General features: G+C 73.3%; 14 protein-coding genes. 11 read left to right on the top strand and 3 right to left on the bottom strand.

The features are described from left to right. The first annotated feature begins 363 nt into the window (after nucleotides 1-363). From alr to ACIP4Z_RS18570, 4 genes are all read left to right on the top strand, one after another. The gene (gene alr / locus ACIP4Z_RS18555) at nucleotides 364-1551 is read left to right on the top strand and encodes an alanine racemase (protein WP_401309252.1); all 1188 of its coding nucleotides are present in this window, start codon (nucleotides 364-366) and stop codon (nucleotides 1549-1551) included. Further along, nucleotides 1536-2759, top strand: a complete 1224-nt coding sequence (locus ACIP4Z_RS18560; RefSeq protein WP_355336783.1) for an alpha/beta hydrolase — start codon at nucleotides 1536-1538, stop codon at nucleotides 2757-2759. Before alr ends, ACIP4Z_RS18560 begins: the two co-directional genes overlap by 16 nt. Before the next feature lie 11 nt (nucleotides 2760-2770). Continuing rightward, nucleotides 2771-3370, top strand: a complete 600-nt coding sequence (gene tsaE / locus ACIP4Z_RS18565; RefSeq protein WP_391163421.1) for a tRNA (adenosine(37)-N6)-threonylcarbamoyltransferase complex ATPase subunit type 1 TsaE — start codon at nucleotides 2771-2773, stop codon at nucleotides 3368-3370. Between the two features lie 150 nt (nucleotides 3371-3520). Continuing rightward, the gene (locus tag ACIP4Z_RS18570; protein ID WP_355336784.1) at nucleotides 3521-3730 is read left to right on the top strand and encodes a hypothetical protein; all 210 of its coding nucleotides are present in this window, start codon (nucleotides 3521-3523) and stop codon (nucleotides 3728-3730) included. A 70-nt stretch (nucleotides 3731-3800) separates the two neighbouring features. On the opposite strand, the gene ACIP4Z_RS18575 is transcribed toward ACIP4Z_RS18570, so the two are convergent. After that, complete coding sequence (locus ACIP4Z_RS18575) at nucleotides 3801-4352, bottom strand: hypothetical protein (RefSeq protein ID WP_355336785.1); 552 nt, start codon at nucleotides 4350-4352, stop codon at nucleotides 3801-3803. A gap of 101 nt (nucleotides 4353-4453) precedes the next feature. Here ACIP4Z_RS18575 and tsaB point away from each other — a divergent pair, with 101 nt between their 5' ends. From tsaB to ACIP4Z_RS18600, 5 genes are read left to right on the top strand one after another with little or no spacing between them, the layout of a single operon-like run. Then, nucleotides 4454-5119 (top strand): tRNA (adenosine(37)-N6)-threonylcarbamoyltransferase complex dimerization subunit type 1 TsaB, encoded by a 666-nt coding sequence (tsaB, locus tag ACIP4Z_RS18580; RefSeq protein ID WP_355336786.1) that lies wholly within the window; start codon nucleotides 4454-4456, stop codon nucleotides 5117-5119. A gap of 44 nt (nucleotides 5120-5163) precedes the next feature. After that, entirely contained in the window at nucleotides 5164-5691 is a 528-nt protein-coding gene (rimI, locus tag ACIP4Z_RS18585) for a ribosomal protein S18-alanine N-acetyltransferase (RefSeq protein WP_401309506.1), read from the top strand. A gap of 5 nt (nucleotides 5692-5696) precedes the next feature. Continuing rightward, nucleotides 5697-6866: a tRNA (adenosine(37)-N6)-threonylcarbamoyltransferase complex transferase subunit TsaD gene (tsaD, locus tag ACIP4Z_RS18590; protein ID WP_401309258.1), complete on the top strand. Its 1170-nt coding sequence runs from the start codon at nucleotides 5697-5699 to the stop codon at nucleotides 6864-6866. Further along, nucleotides 6863-7135 carry a hypothetical protein gene (locus tag ACIP4Z_RS18595; RefSeq protein ID WP_391050434.1) on the top strand — a complete coding sequence of 91 codons (273 nt, stop codon included), beginning with the start codon at nucleotides 6863-6865 and terminating at the stop codon, nucleotides 7133-7135. The genes tsaD and ACIP4Z_RS18595 overlap by 4 nt, the downstream gene beginning before the upstream one ends. 19 nt (nucleotides 7136-7154) lie before the next feature. After that, entirely contained in the window at nucleotides 7155-8087 is a 933-nt protein-coding gene (locus tag ACIP4Z_RS18600; RefSeq protein WP_401309261.1) for a polysaccharide deacetylase family protein, read from the top strand. Here the strand turns inward: ACIP4Z_RS18600 and ACIP4Z_RS18605 are convergent. Then, the gene (locus ACIP4Z_RS18605; RefSeq protein ID WP_391163416.1) at nucleotides 8078-9343 is read right to left on the bottom strand and encodes a THUMP-like domain-containing protein; all 1266 of its coding nucleotides are present in this window, start codon (nucleotides 9341-9343) and stop codon (nucleotides 8078-8080) included. The two genes, ACIP4Z_RS18600 and ACIP4Z_RS18605, sit on opposite strands and share 10 nt — an antisense overlap. Nucleotides 9344-9574: 231 nt before the next feature. On the opposite strand from ACIP4Z_RS18605, the gene groES reads away from it, so the two are divergent. Both groES and groL read left to right on the top strand, forming a co-directional pair. Next, nucleotides 9575-9883, top strand: coding sequence for a co-chaperone GroES (gene groES, locus ACIP4Z_RS18610; protein ID WP_093740451.1), 309 nt, complete (start codon nucleotides 9575-9577; stop codon nucleotides 9881-9883). 136 nt (nucleotides 9884-10019) lie between these two features. Then, nucleotides 10020-11645: a chaperonin GroEL gene (groL, locus tag ACIP4Z_RS18615; RefSeq protein WP_355336791.1), complete on the top strand. Its 1626-nt coding sequence runs from the start codon at nucleotides 10020-10022 to the stop codon at nucleotides 11643-11645. Between the two features lie 566 nt (nucleotides 11646-12211). On the opposite strand, the gene ACIP4Z_RS18620 is transcribed toward groL, so the two are convergent. After that, on the bottom strand, nucleotides 12212-12988 hold the full coding sequence (locus ACIP4Z_RS18620) for an SDR family NAD(P)-dependent oxidoreductase (protein ID WP_401309266.1): 777 nt from the start codon (nucleotides 12986-12988) through the stop codon (nucleotides 12212-12214). Nucleotides 12989-13012: the final 24 nt, after the last annotated feature.

Raw genomic sequence — 13012 nt, forward strand, 5'->3', positions numbered from 1 at the left:
ACCACAGCGGACCGTCGGCCGCCGACGTACCCGTGCCCCCACCCACCCCCCTCCGCCCACCCCCACCGGACCGTCGGCCGCCGACGCACCCGAGCCCACCCACCCCCTTCCCCGGCCACCCCCACCGGCAGGCGGACGCCGACGTACCGGGAGGGGACGGGCCGGGGTGCCCCCGCAGGGGGACGAACGGAAAGGGGCTGGACGTCATCGAAGTGCGGGCACGTTCGTCGCCCGAGGAGGTGCCCCGGACCGGCACCGACCCAGGCACAAGCGGCACCCGCAGACGAACAAACACCCGCACGGGTGGGCGGGCGGGCGGGCGGGAAAGACACGCCCAGCACCCGACCTGAGACACTGACCGCAATGGACGAGAAGCGGATGCGCGGCTGGGCACAAGTGGACCTGACCGCGCTGCGAGCAAACGTGAGAGCGCTGCGCGCAAAGGCACCCACGGCCGCGTTCATGGCCGTCGTGAAGGCCGACGCCTACGGCCACGGAATGGTCCCGTGCGCCAAGGCGGCCGTCGAGGCCGGAGCGACCTGGCTCGGCGTGGCCACCCCCGAGGAAGCCCTGACCCTGCGGGCAGCGGGCCTGAAGGCCCGCACCCTGTGCTGGCTGTGGACCCCCGGAGGGCCCTGGCAGGAGTGCGTCGAAGCCGACATCGACGTGACGGTGAGCGCGATGTGGGCGCTCCGCGAAGCCACGGCGGCGGCCGAGGCGGCCGGCCGCCCGGCCAGGGTGCAGCTCAAGATCGACGCGGGCCTCGGCCGCAACGGCGCCCAGCCCGCCCAGTGGCCCGAACTGGTCGCACGGGCCCGCGCGGCCGAGCGCGACGGCCTCATCCGGGTGACAGGAGTGTGGGCGCACTTCAGCTGCGCCGACGAACCGGGCCACCCCTCCATCGAGCGGGAGCTGAACGTCTTCAAGGAGGCCCTGGCGCAGGCCGAGGCGGCGGGCCTCACCCCCGAGGTGCGGCACCTCGCGAATTCGCCGGGCACCCTGACGCTCCCGGAGGCGCACTTCGACCTGGTGCGGCCGGGCGTGGCGATGTACGGCATCTCGCCGGTGCCCGAGATCGGCGGTTCCGCGGACTTCGGGCTGCGGCCGGTGATGACGGTCGTCGGCCGCCTGGCATCGGTGAAGCGGGTGCCGGGCGGCCACGGGGTGAGCTACGGGCACAAGTACGTGACGCCGGGCGAGACGACGTTGGCGCTGGTGCCGCTGGGCTACGCGGACGGCGTGCCGCGGCACGCCTCGGGCACGGGCCCGGTGCTGGTCGCGGGCAAGTGGCGGACGGTCGCGGGCCGGGTCGCGATGGACCAGTTCGTGGTGGACCTCGGCGGCGACGCGGCCGAGCCCGGCGACGAGGCGGTGCTGTTCGGCCCCGGTGACCAGGGCGAGCCGACCGCCGAGGACTGGGCACGGGCGTGCGGCACGATCGCGTACGAGATCGTCACCCGCATCGGCGCGCGGGTCCCGCGGGTATACGTGGGGGAAGGCGCCGGTCCCGGCGCAGGCGACAGCGATGGAGCACCGTGCCAGAAGGCGTGAAGTGGGAGAAGGCAGGGCTGGTCGGCGCGGCGATCGGGGTGGTCGCGGCGGGCGCCGCCGCGGGCGTGGCGATCGAGCGGGTGACCGTCGGCCGCGGGATGCGCCGCCGCGCCCGGCTGGCGCTGGACTCGGCGGGCCCGTACGGAACGCTGCGCGGACAGCCCGGCACGGTCGCGGCGGAGGACGGTACGGAGCTGTACTACGAGACCGAGGACGTCGCGCCGCCCGAGCCCGAGCCGCAGACACCGCCCTCGCGCCGCAGCCGCGGCTGGCTGCGCCGCCGCGCCGAGGCGCCGCAGCCGGTGACGGTGGTGTTCTCGCACGGGTACTGCCTGAACCAGGACTCCTGGCACTTCCAGCGGGCGGCGCTGCGCGGCACCGTACGGGCGGTGTACTGGGACCAGCGCAGTCACGGCCGCAGCGAGCGCGGCCGGGACCAGGTGGCGGGCGGGCCCGCCACCATCGACCAGCTGGGCCGCGACCTGAAGGCGGTGCTGGACGCGGCGGTGCCCGAGGGCCCGGTGGTGCTGGTCGGGCACTCGATGGGCGGGATGACGGTGATGGCGTTCGCCGACCAGTTCCCCGAGTACGTCGAGGAGCGGGTCGTCGGCGTCGCGTTCGTCTCGACGTCGGCGGGGAAGCTGGCCGCGGTGACGCTGGGGCTGCCCGCCGCGGGCGCGCGGGCGTTCCGGGCGCTGGCGCCCGCGGTGCTGCGGGCGCTGGGCAGCCAGGCGGATCTGGTCGAGCGGGGGCGGCAGGCCACCGCCGACCTGTTCGCGGGGATCATCAAGCGGTACTCGTTCGGCTCCGACGTGGACCCGGCGGTCGGCCGGTTCGCCGAGCGGCTGATCGAGTCGACGCCGATCGACGTGGTCGCCGAGTTCTATCCGGCGTTCACCGACCACGACAAGGGCGACGCGCTGTCGGTGCTCGACGGGCTGCCCGGTCTCGTACTGGCGGGGGACAAGGACCTGTTGACGCCGAGCGCGCACAGTACGGAGATCGCCGAGAAGCTGCCGGACGCCGAACTGGTGATCGTGGAGGGCGCGGGGCACCTGGTCATCATGGAGCGCCCCGAGGTGGTGAACGCGGCGCTCGCGCTGCTGATCGCGCAGGCCGCGGACTCGGTGCGCGCACCGGTCCCGCAGGTGCTGCGCGACCTGGCGGCGGCGCGGGCGTCGACCCGTACGACGGCCGCCGACGCGTAACATTCGCGTTCATGGCCACACCGCACGATGCCACGCCGCCGCACGAGACCGCCGCGCAGAACGCCGCCGAGCACGAGGCGGTGCGGCGCGGCGCGACACCGCACGAACCGGGCTCCGTGGGGATCACCGTCCCCACCCCCGACCTGATGCGCGACCTGGGCCGCCGCCTGGCCGCGCTGCTCGCCCCCGGCGACCTGGTGCTGCTCAGCGGCGAGCTGGGCGCGGGCAAGACCACGCTGGCCCGCGGCCTCGGCGAGGGTCTGGGCGTACGCGGCGCCGTCACCTCCCCGACCTTCGTGATCGCCCGCGTCCACCCCTCCCTGACCGCGGGTCCCGCGCTGGTGCACGTGGACGCGTACCGCCTGGGCGGCGGCCTGGACGAGATGGAGGACCTGGACCTCGACGTGTCGCTCCCCGAGTCCGTGGTCGTCGTGGAGTGGGGCGACGGCAAGGTCGAGGAGCTGTCGGAGGCGCGGCTCCAGGTCGTCATCGCCCGTACGGTCGGCGGCCCGGCGGACGGGGACGGCGAGGGCGACGACGTACGCGAGGTGACCGTCACCGGCGTCGGCCCGCGCTGGACCGGCCAGGACCTCACCGCGCTGCGCGCCTGACCCTCGCTCCGATCCCCCGTTCGGCCCCCGCTCCGCCCTCCGTTCCGACAGGCTGTCGGCAAGATGTTGCGCGAGGGCGGCCGGGCGTGGTCTGCTGGTTGCGGGTACCTGGTTAGGGCGCCCTAACTACGTCTCTTCGGGGAGGCGCACATGCCGGCCCAGATCCGGACCCAGGACACGCGGGACCCGCGGCGGGACACCCCGCCGCCCAACGTCGGCGCCCTGCTGGCCGCCGGAGCCGCGGCCCGCACACTGTCGACCCCGCCGGACGACGGCGAGGAGCCCGCGCCGGCGGACCCGCCGGTCACCACGGCGACGGGCAGGACGACGGACGCGCCGGAGGCAGAAACCGGCGCGTGAGACGCGCGGCTACTTCACGACGCGGCTACTTCACGACGCGGCCACTCCGCGCGGCTACTTCACCGCACGCCTACTTCACGACGAAAACACTGCTGCCGATCGTCGCGATCTGCCACAGCGCCGTGCCGTCGAGCCGCGTCTCGCGGATCGCCGCCGTCTGCTTCGAGGGATCAGGCTTCGCCAGCGACCCGTCCGCGGCCGCGCTGAAGCCGACGTTTATCCCGTCGGTCGTCGCGAAGAGCACCACGTGCTCGACCTGGGCGCCGTCGCCTCCTATGCCGGAGGCGCGCCGCGAGAAGACGCGGTGTATCCCCACGCTCGGCGCCACATTGCCCGCGACCACCGCGTAGGTGCGGTCGACCTTCTCCGCGTCACCGACCAGCCACACCCGCTTGGCGGAGATGCTGTAGACCACGCGCCTGCCGGTGCCGGAGGCGGCGGGCAGCGGATACGTCTTCGGCGTCGGCTTCGTGCTGGGCGACTTCACGGCCGAGGTGGAGGGCCTGGCCTGCGGCGGCTGGTCGGGCGCGGAGCCCGCCGCCTGCGCGGCGAGCACGGCGATGACGACCAGGGCAGCCGCAGTGAGCCCCGAGACCAGGGTGCTCGACTTGATCCGCGCCACGGTTGTCCTCCGGATGGGGTTCGCACATGCTCCCGGTTGACGGTAGCAGCCGCGCCGCCCGCGGCCACGACCGTACGGGCGCGCGCCGTACCCTTGGGGACGTGCTGCTGCTTGCCTTCGATACCGCCACACCCGCCGTCACCGCCGCCCTGCACGACGGGGAGCGGGTCCTCGCCGAGTCGACCGTCGTCGACGCGCGCCGGCACGGCGAGTTGCTGATGCCCGCGATCGACCGGGTCCTGGTCGCCGCCGACCGTACGCTCGCCCACGTCACCGGCGTCGTGGTCGGCGTCGGCCCGGGACCGTACACCGGGCTGCGGGTCGGCCTGGTGACGGCCGCGTCCTTCGGGGACGCGCTGGGCGTCCCCGTGCACGGCGTGTGCACCCTGGACGGGCTGGCCTGGGCCGCGGGCGCGGCCGGGCTCGACGGGCCGTTCACCGTGGCCACCGACGCCCGCCGCAAAGAGGTGTACTGGGCGCGCTACGACGACCCGCGGCACCGCGCCACCGAGCCCGCCGTGGACCGCCCGGCCGACATCGCGGACGCGGTACGCGGCCTGCCGTCGGTCGGCGCGGGCGCCGCGCTGTACCCGGAGGTCTTCACCGACCGCCGTCAGGGCACCGAGGACCAGTCGGCGGGCGCGCTCGCGGCGCTGGCCGCGTACCGGCTGGCCGCCGACGAGCCCTTCGACCCGCCGCTGCCGCTGTACCTGCGGCGGCCGGACGCGCAGGTGCCCGCCGGGTACAAGGCGGTACTGCCGAAGTGACCGGGGCCGCTCACGGGAGCGCCACCGCCGTGACGCTGCGCGAGATGCGCTGGTGGGACCTGGACGCCGTACTGGCCCTGGAACACGACCTGTTCCCCGAGGACGCCTGGTCGCGCGCGATGTTCTGGTCGGAGCTGGCCGACGCCCGGCACCCGGCCGCGACCCGCTTCTACGTGGTCGCGCAGGACGCCGGGGGACGGCTCGTCGGCTACGCGGGGCTCGCCGCCATCGCCGGAACGGGTGATGTGCAGACCATCGCCGCCGCCCGCGACCACTGGGGCACCGGGCTCGGCGCCCGGCTGCTCAGCACGCTGCTGCGCGCCGCCACCGACGCCGAGTGCCACGAGGTGCTGCTGGAGGTACGGGTCGACAACACCCGCGCCCAGCGGCTCTACCAGCGCTTCGGCTTCGAGCCGATCGGCTTCCGCAAGGGCTACTACCAGCCGGGCAACGTGGACGCCCTCGTCATGCGGCTCGCCGACCCGGCCGCCACCCCCGTCGCCCCCGCCGCCTTCGCGCAGACCGACGAAACCGATCCGGCCGCCCCGCCTCCCACCCGTACAGGAAACTGAGATCCATGGCTGACGAACCCCTTGTCCTCGGCATCGAGACCTCGTGCGACGAGACCGGCGTCGGCATCGTGCGCGGCCACACGCTGCTGGCCGACGCGGTCGCCTCCAGCGTCGACGAGCACGCCCGGTACGGCGGTGTGGTCCCCGAAGTGGCCAGCCGCGCGCACCTGGAGGCGATGGTCCCCACGATCCAGCGCGCGCTGAAGGACGCCGGGGTCGCCGCGAGCGACCTGGACGGCATCGCGGTCACGGCGGGCCCCGGGCTCGCGGGCGCGCTGCTGGTCGGGGTGTCGGCTGCGAAGGCGTACGCGTACGCGCTCGGCAAGCCGCTGTACGGCGTCAACCACCTGGCCTCGCACATCTGCGTCGACCAGCTCGAACACGGCGCGCTGCCCGAGCCGACGATGGCGCTGCTGGTGTCCGGCGGGCACTCGTCGCTGCTGCTCGCGCCCGACATCACCAGCGACGTACGGCCGTTGGGCGCGACCATCGACGACGCGGCGGGCGAGGCGTTCGACAAGGTCGCCAGGGTGCTGGGGCTCGGCTTCCCCGGCGGCCCGGCGATCGACCGGCACGCCCGCGAGGGCGACCCCGGGGCCATCGCCTTCCCGCGCGGCCTGACCGGCGGGCGCGACCCGGTCTACGACTTCTCCTTCTCCGGCCTGAAGACCGCCGTGGCCCGCTGGGTCGAGGCCCGGCGCAGGGACGGCCAGGACGTGCCGATCGCCGATGTGGCCGCGTCCTTCCAGGAGGCCGTGGTGGACGTGCTGACCCGCAAGGCGATCCGCGCCTGCCGGGACAACGGCGTCGACCACCTGATGATCGGCGGCGGTGTCGCCGCCAACTCCCGCCTGCGGTCACTGGCGTTGGAGCGCTGCGAGGACGCGGGCATCCGGCTGCGGGTGCCGCGCCCCGGCCTGTGCACCGACAACGGCGCGATGGTCGCGGCCCTCGGCGCCGAGATGGTCGCGCGCGGCCGGGCCTCCTCCACCCTCGACCTGCCCGCCGACTCCTCGCTGCCGGTCACGGAGGTGTCGGTGCCCGGCCACACCCACCCCGGCCCGCACGGCCACGGGCCGGGCCACGGGCACCCGCACGCACACGACCACGGGCCGGGCCACGGGCACGACCACGACCATGTGCACGAGCTGAGCAAGGACAACCTGTACGGATGACCGTCACGCTGATGTGGGAGGCCGCCGCCGCAGAAGGCCGCGGCCCCGACCTCCTCGACTGGGCCAGGAAGCAGGCCCGTACGCTCCCCGGCACGCCGACCCGCCGCGAATTCCTCACCGCGCCCGACGACCGGGTGCTCATCCTCACGTGGTGGGACGCGCCCTACGACGCCGTACTGCCGGAACTGCCCGACCCGGACGGGACGTTGGTGCGCCGCCAGGTGCACCGCTGGCGCTTCACCTCGGTGTCGGTGGAACCCGGCGCCTGAAAGTCGCATCAGCCAGGGTGTGCACCACGATCCCCTGACCCCCGTCCCCACCCGCGCCCGTCGCCGCCCCGGCGGTCGCCCGGGCCGTACCGGCAGCAGGGCCGCTCTCCCGCTGCTGGCGGCGGCCTGCCTGCTGCTCGTCGCGGGCTGCTCGGGCAGCACCTCGACGTCCGCCTCGACGCCCGGCCCGTCCGCGCCGACGGGCACGGCCACGAGCGCGGGCGGCACCGGGAAGCCCACCACGCCGGCCGGCTCCGCGCAGGCCGAGCGCGCCGCCGCCTTCCGCAAGTGGGGCATACCCGTGCTCGCGGACCCGCCCCCGCCGCCCGCGGTGAAGCCGGTCAAGAGCGGCAAGGGGCTGCTGCCGGTGGTCAGCGACGTCCCGACGACGCGGAAGATCGTCTTCGTCACCTTCGACGACGGCGCGGAGAAGGACCCGAAGTTCGTGCGGATGATGCAGGACCTGAAGATCCCCTTCACCATGTTCCTGACGAACGCGATCATCCAGAACGACTACGGCTTCTTCAAACCGCTCCAGGCGCTGGGCAACTCGATCGAGAACCACACCCTGACCCACCCCAACCTGAACACCGAGTCGCTCGCCGCGCAGAAGCACGAGATCTGCGGCCAGCAGACGAAACTCACCCACGAGTACGGCACCGCGCCCGGCCTCTTCCGCCCGCCCTACGGCAACCACAACGCCGCCACCAAGGAGGCCGTGCGGTCCTGCGGGGGCCTGCGCGCGATCATCCTGTGGCGCGAGTCGATGCAGATCAAGAAGGTGCAGTTCCAGCGGCCCGACCACATGTTCCACCCCGGCGACATCATCCTGGCGCACTTCCGCGGGCCCAGTGAGCTCAAGGGCGAGTCGATGACGAAGATGACCGCGAACATGCTCCGGCAGATCGCCCAACAGGGCTTCACCGTGGCCCGGTTGGAGGACTACGTCTGAGAGGTCCCGGTCACCGGCCGCCCGAGCAGCATCGAGGGCGCGCCCGCCACCCGGGTCAGGAACACGGTCGCCGCGTGCGGCCCCCGCGGCTTGACCCGGCGCCGCACCTCCTCGGGCTCCACCGCCGACCCGCGCTTCTTCACCGTCAGCACGCCGACCTCGCGCTCCCGCAGCAGCGCCTTGAGCCGCTTCAGCCCGAACGGCAGCACATCGCCGATCTCGTACGCCGTCGCGTACGGCGTCGGCCGCAGCTCGTCCGCCGTCACGTACGCGATGGTCTCGTCGATCAGGCCGCCGTCCAGCGGGGCCGCCGCCTCCGCCACCAGATGCGCGCGGATCACCGCGCCGTCCGGCTCGTACAGATACCGGCCGACCGGGCGGACCTCCGGGTCGGGCAGCGGCGCCGCCGTGCGCAGACTGGCCCCGCCGGGCAGCAGCGTGGCGCGTACGGCGCCGGGCTCGGTGCCGAACCACAGCGCCGCCTCCTTCACGTCACCGCGGTCCGAGACCCACTCCGCCTCGGCCTCCGGCGGCACCGCCTCGTGCGGAATGCCGGGCGCGACCTTCACCGCGGCGAACGGCACCGCACGTGCCGCGGCCAACGCCCAGGACAGCGGCGGCGCGTACGCCTCGGGGTCGAAGGTCCGCCCGCCCGTCGCCCGGCCGCCACCCCTCATCGACGTGCCGCGCGCGGCCCCGCCCGGTCCGCCGGTCCGGCGCGCCGGGTCCACGAACACCGCGTCGAACCCGGCGGTGTCCACCTCCGTCACGTCCGCGCAGCGCACCTCGATCAGGTCGGCCAGGCCCAGCGCCGCCGCGTTCGCCCGCGCCGCCGCGCACGCCAACGGGTCCCGGTCCACGGCCAGCACCTCGATCCCGGCCCGCGCCAGCGCGAGGGCGTCCCCGCCGATGCCCCCGCACAGATCCGCCAGCCGCCGCACGCCGAGCGCCCTGAAGCGCTCCGCGCGGTGCGTCGCGACACTCTTCCGAGTGGACTGCTCCACGCCGTTCGGCGTGAAGTACATCCGGTACGCGTCCTCCTCGCCGAATTTCGCCACGGCCCGCTGCCGCAGCCGCGCCTGCCCCAGCGCCGCCGACACCAGCCCGGCGTCGTACGTGCGCCGCAGCCGGGTGGCCGCCGCCAGCTCGTCGGCGGGGCTGTGCTCCCGCAACTCCGCGAGCAGCGCCTGTCCGTCGCCGGACAGCAGCCCGGCAAATCCTTGGAGGTCCACCCGGCCATTGTCCCCGCCCGCCATGCGCCGGACGACGGGGCCTGGTACCCCCGAGGGGTACCCCTTTGGAGGGCGTCGCCTGGCACTCCGCTTGACCGAGTGCTAAGCGCGTCCTAGTCTCGGTTCTGGCACTCGGCACCGCTGAGTGCCAGCACTCAGCGACGGGCAGGTCCGGCACCCGCGACGACGGGCCTACCAGGTCGCCGACCCAGACAGACACTCTTCCGTGAGCCCTTTGAAGGGGGAGGTCGGATCGTGACGACCGCCAGCACCAAGGTTGCCATCAAGCCGCTCGAGGACCGCATCGTGGTCCAGCCGCTGGATGCCGAGCAGACCACGGCCTCCGGCCTGGTCATCCCGGACACCGCCAAGGAGAAGCCCCAGGAGGGCGTCGTCCTGGCCGTCGGTCCGGGCCGCTTCGAGGACGGCAACCGCCTGCCGCTCGACGTCTCCGTGGGCGACGTCGTGCTCTACAGCAAGTACGGCGGCACCGAGGTGAAGTACAACGGCGAGGAGTACCTCGTCCTCTCGGCTCGCGACGTCCTCGCGATCGTCGAGAAGTAAGCACCGCTTTTACCGCAGCAGTGATCCCGCCCCGGGTTTCCGCGTCCTACGGACCGGGCGCCCGGGGTGGTTTCGTTGCCTGCTCCTGCCGTCCTTGACGACGTGATTTGACGAGTAGACGAGGTAGTTCACAGGCATGGCCAAGACCCTGAAGTTCGACGAGGACGCCCGTCGCGCCCTTGAGCGCGGCGTCAACAAGCTCGCCGACACCGTGAAGGTGACGATCGGTCCCAAGGGCCGCAACGTCGTCATCGACAAGAAGTTCGGCGCCCCCACCATCACCAACGACGGCGTGACCATCGCCCGTGAGGTGGAGCTGGAGGACGCCTACGAGAACCTGGGCGCCCAGCTCGTCAAGGAGGTGGCGACCAAGACCAACGACATCGCGGGTGACGGCACCACCACCGCGACCGTGCTGGCCCAGGCCCTGGTCCGCGAGGGCCTGCGCAACGTGGCCGCGGGCGCCTCCCCGGCCGCCCTGAAGAAGGGCATCGACGCCGCCGTCAAGGCCGTGTCCGAGGAGCTGCTCGCCACCGCCCGCGCGATCGAGGGCAAGGAGGACATCGCCGCCGTCGCCGCGCTGTCCGCGCAGGACAAGCAGGTCGGCGACCTGATCGCCGAGGCGATGGACAAGGTCGGCAAGGACGGTGTCATCACCGTCGAGGAGTCCAACACCTTCGGCCTGGAGCTGGACTTCACCGAGGGCATGGCGTTCGACAAGGGCTACCTGTCGCCGTACTTCGTCACCGACCAGGAGCGGATGGAAGCGGTCCTCGACGACCCCTACGTCCTCATCCACCAGGGCAAGATCTCCTCGATCCAGGACCTGCTGCCGCTGCTGGAGAAGGTCATCCAGTCCGGCGCGTCCAAGCCGCTGCTGATCATCGCCGAGGACGTCGAGGGCGAGGCCCTGTCGACCCTGGTCGTCAACAAGATCCGCGGCACGTTCAACGCCGTCGCCGTCAAGGCGCCCGGCTTCGGTGACCGCCGCAAGGCCATGCTGGGCGACATCGCGACGCTGACCGGCGCCACGGTCATCGCCGAGGAGGTCGGCCTCAAGCTCGACCAGGCCGGTCTCGACCTGCTCGGCACCGCCCGCCGCATCACCGTCACCAAGGACGACACCACGATCGTCGACGGCGCCGGTGACAAGGCCGAGATCGAGGGCCGCGTCAACCAGATCAAGGCCGAGATCGGCACCACCGACTCGGACTGGGACCGCGAGAAGCTCCAGGAGCGCCTGGCCAAGCTCGCCGGCGGCGTCTGCGTCATCAAGGTCGGCGCGGCCACCGAGGTCGAGCTCAAGGAGAAGAAGCACCGTCTGGAGGACGCCATCTCCGCGACCCGCGCCGCGGTCGAGGAAGGCATCGTCTCCGGCGGCGGCTCCGCGCTCGTCCACGCCGTCAAGGTCCTGGAGGGCAACCTCGGCAAGACCGGTGACGAGGCGACCGGTGTCGCCGTCGTCCGCCGCGCCGCCGTCGAGCCGCTGCGCTGGATCGCCGAGAACGCCGGTCTCGAGGGCTACGTCATCACCGCCAAGGTGGCCGAGCTGGAGAAGAACCACGGCTTCAACGCCGCCTCCGGTGAGTACGGCGACCTCGTCAAGGCCGGCGTCATCGACCCGGTCAAGGTCACGCGCTCCGCGCTGGAGAACGCGGCCTCGATCGCGTCGCTGCTGCTGACGACGGAGACGCTGGTCGTGGAGAAGAAGGAAGAGGAGCCCGCTGACGCGGGGCACGGTGGGCACGGTCACTCCCACTGAGTGACGTCCGGCGGTTCCACCGGGGCGGCCCCGGCACCCTCACGAGGGTGCCGGGGCCGCCCCCTTTCCCCGCCCCGGCCCTACGTCGCCTCCCCGACAGACGGCACACCGCCTTCCCCGCGGCGCCCCCCCGGACGGCTCCCTTGCCCTGGGCGTCACGCCGATCTTTTTCGGGGCGCGGCCCCGGGGCGGTTTCCTTGCGCTGGGCGTCAGGCACGGCTTTTTCGGGGCGCGGCCCCAAGGCGGTTCCTTTGCCGGGGCGTCGGCCACGTGTTTTTAGGGGCGCGGGGAACTGCGCGCTCAGCCACGGCGCTGGTGCGCCGTGAAAACCGGCCCCAGCGGGGCAGCCGCTGTTGTTCTCGGGCTGAAAGCCCGGTGGGGGCTGGTCGCGCAGTTCCCCGCGCCCCTAAAAGCAGGCCCTGCGTCGGCGCCGCGCGCGTACCCGTGCCCCTAAAAAACAGGTCCTGCGCCAGCGTGGCGCGCGTACCCGTTGCCCCTAAAAACAGGCCCTGCGTCAGCGCCGCGCGCGTAGCTGCGGCCCTGGGGGCGTGAGCTGAGGGATCGGCTTACCCACGGGGGTCGAAGCGGCGGCCGGCGCGGGTGGAGGCGGCTGCGTAGAGGCCGGGAGGAAGGTGCCGGGCAAGGGACACGGCGAGTTTGTAGCGGGCGGAGGGCACGCTGAGAGTGCGCCGGCGGGCGAGATCACGCAGGGCCGCCGTGACCACGGCATCGGCGTCGAGCCAGGCGAAGGAGGGCAGCCGGGAGGCGTCCATCCCGGCCCGGGCGTGGAATTCGGTGCGGACGAAGCCGGGGCACAGGGCGAGGAGCCGCACGCCGGACCCGGCCGTCTCGGCGGCCACGCCCTCGGTGAAGTGGACGATCCACGCCTTGCTGGCCCCGTACGTGCCGCGAGGCATGTAGGCCGCGACGGACGAGACGTTGATCACGTACCCGCGCCCCCGCGGACGCATGGTCTCGACGGCCGCGCCGGTGAGGCGCAGCACGGCCTCGCAGTGCAGCTTGAGCATGCGCAGCTCGTCGGACATGGGGGCGTCGAGGAAGGTGCCGTGGTTGCCGAAACCGGCGTTGTTGACGAGGACGTCGACGGGCCGTTCCCGGTCGCGCAGCCGCGCTTCGACGGCGGCGATCCCGTCGTCGGTGGTGAGGTCGGCGGGGAGCACCTCGACGTCGGCCCCGTACCGCTCGCGCAGCCCGGCCGCGGTGTCGGCGAGCCGCTGTTCGTCGCGGGCGACGAGGACGAGGGCGTGTCCGTCGGCGGCGAGCCGTCGTACGAAGGCCGCTCCGATGCCGGAGGTCGCCCCGGTGACCAGTGAAGTCGTCATCCCGGCAGCGTACGGGCCGCCGCC

Source organism: Streptomyces sp. NPDC088910 (assembly GCF_044749865.1).
Taxonomy (GTDB): Bacteria; Actinomycetota; Actinomycetes; order Streptomycetales; family Streptomycetaceae; genus Actinacidiphila.

Bases quoted from the DNA above. Each gene is read 5' to 3' on its own strand.
- ACIP4Z_RS18605 (WP_391163416.1), bottom strand. From the start codon at position 9,343: ATGGCGGGCGGGGACAATGGCCGGGTGGACCTCCAAGGATTTGCCGGG.
- ACIP4Z_RS18620 (WP_401309266.1), bottom strand. From the start codon at position 12,988: ATGACGACTTCACTGGTCACCGGGGCGACCTCCGGCATCGGAGCGGCC.
- tsaD (WP_401309258.1), top strand. From the start codon at position 5,697: ATGGCTGACGAACCCCTTGTCCTCGGCATCGAGACCTCGTGCGACGAG.
- rimI (WP_401309506.1), top strand. From the start codon at position 5,164: ATGCGCTGGTGGGACCTGGACGCCGTACTGGCCCTGGAACACGACCTG.
- ACIP4Z_RS18595 (WP_391050434.1), top strand. From the start codon at position 6,863: ATGACCGTCACGCTGATGTGGGAGGCCGCCGCCGCAGAAGGCCGCGGC.
- tsaE (WP_391163421.1), top strand. From the start codon at position 2,771: ATGGCCACACCGCACGATGCCACGCCGCCGCACGAGACCGCCGCGCAG.
- alr (WP_401309252.1), top strand. From the start codon at position 364: ATGGACGAGAAGCGGATGCGCGGCTGGGCACAAGTGGACCTGACCGCG.
- ACIP4Z_RS18570 (WP_355336784.1), top strand. From the start codon at position 3,521: ATGCCGGCCCAGATCCGGACCCAGGACACGCGGGACCCGCGGCGGGAC.
- groL (WP_355336791.1), top strand. From the start codon at position 10,020: ATGGCCAAGACCCTGAAGTTCGACGAGGACGCCCGTCGCGCCCTTGAG.